Origin of the sequence: Butyricicoccus sp., assembly GCF_050872565.1 — a bacterium.
Classification (GTDB): domain Bacteria; phylum Bacillota; class Clostridia; order Oscillospirales; family Butyricicoccaceae; genus Butyricicoccus_A.
The window spans coordinates 1-1,650 of sequence record NZ_JBNMHC010000432.1; the positions used below are offsets into that span (position 1 = coordinate 1).

A 1,650-nucleotide genomic window follows, 5' to 3' on the forward strand; every position below is an offset into this window, starting at 1 on the left:
GGACGTCAACATGCATATCTTGGAATCGACGTCGGTTCCATTTCCACCAAAGGTGTCATTATAGACAAGCAGAACAACATTCTGGCAAGTGGGTATATTTGGACGCAAGGTGATCCGATTGGCGCGGTAAAGAAACTGGTTGCCCTGCTGGAAAAGCAGTTCGACAAAGAGCAATATAAGGTCGTGGCAACCGGCACAACGGGCAGTGCGCGTAAGCTGGTTGGTGTTATCGTCGGCGCAACGATGGTAAAGAATGAGATTACCGCACATGCTGTCGGCACAACGACATTTTATCCAGAGGTACGCACCATTTTGGAGATCGGCGGTCAGGACTCGAAAATTATCTTGGTAGAAAACGGTGTGGCCGTTGACTATGCGATGAATACACTGTGTGCTGCCGGTACAGGAGCATTCTTGTCCAGCCAGGCAAAGCGTTTGGGTATCGAAGTAGAGGACATCGGCGATTACGCTCTGAAATCCAAGCACCCGACACAGATTGCTGCTCGCTGCACGGTATTCGCAGAAAGTGATCTGGTACATAAAATTCAGATGGGTCATCCGCGCGAAGATATTATTGCAGGCGTTTGTAATGCCGTTGCCGCAAACTATATGAACAATGTCGGCAAGGGCAAGAAAATTGCCAGCCCGGTTGTCTTTCAGGGCGGCGTTTCCAAGAACAAGGGCGTTGTCGCTGCCTTTGAGAAACTGCTTGGATGCGAGGTTATCGTAGATCCGAACGGTCATTTGATGGGTGCTCTCGGTGCAGCTATTCTGGCACGCAGAAGCAGCAAGCGTCAGGAATTTGACTTTGCGATGGAAGATATGGAATTCTATACCAGAGAGGCAAGCTGCGGTCGCTGTCCGAATAACTGCGAGATTATTTGTGTCTTCCGCGATGGCAAGCTGATTGACAGCTGGGGCAATCGCTGCGAGCGAGGCGAAGTAAAGCGATAAAATCGGAGGTGTACGATGATAGATACCATTCTGTTTGATATTGGAACGGTGCTGGTGGACTTTCAGTGGCGAGAGTATCTGTGCCGCATGATAGATGATCCGCACGAGCGCAAAGCCATTGATGATGTGATGTTCAAGAGCGGACTGTGGGACGAAGTAGACCGCGGCGTGTGGACGGAACAGCAGGTACTGGACGCGTTTTTTGCCCGAGTGCCGCAGTATCGAGAGGATATTCAGCGCATTTATGACAACATCGGTACGAGCTTAATCAAAAACGCGTATGCAGACGATTGGATTGACGAGATGAAAGCGCGAGGACTTCGTGTGCTGTTCCTGTCTAATTATGCGCGGTATATCATTGAAAAAGTACCGGAAAGCTTTAGCTTCTTGCAAAAGATGGATGGCGGTGTCTTTTCCTGTGATGTACATCTGCTCAAGCCGGATCCGGCGATTTATCAGACCTGCTTAGAGCAGTATCAATTGACAGCGGAGCATTGTCTGTTTATTGATGACAGAAAAGACAATTGCGAAGCGGCACAGCAGTTTGGGATTCATACCGTACATTTTCGCAGTTTTGAACAGGCGCACGCCGATGCGCAGCGTCTGCTCGAACAGGCATAATAAAAAGGCAGAGCATGGTGGATGCAATCACCGTGCTCTGCCTGATTTTTTGATAAAAATAAATTAGCCCTCTCC

At 49.2% G+C, this 1,650-nt stretch carries 2 protein-coding genes; both read left to right on the forward strand.

Annotated elements, in window-relative coordinates:
• Nucleotides 1-24 precede the first annotated feature (24 nt).
• Complete coding sequence (locus ACR0P9_RS12210; protein WP_432620537.1) at nt 25-954, forward strand: acyl-CoA dehydratase activase; 930 nt, start codon at nt 25-27, stop codon at nt 952-954.
• 15 nt (nt 955-969) lie between these two features.
• Nucleotides 970-1,575, forward strand: coding sequence for an HAD family hydrolase (locus tag ACR0P9_RS12215; protein WP_432620535.1), 606 nt, complete (start codon nt 970-972; stop codon nt 1,573-1,575).
• The last annotated feature ends 75 nt before the right edge of the window (nt 1,576-1,650 follow it).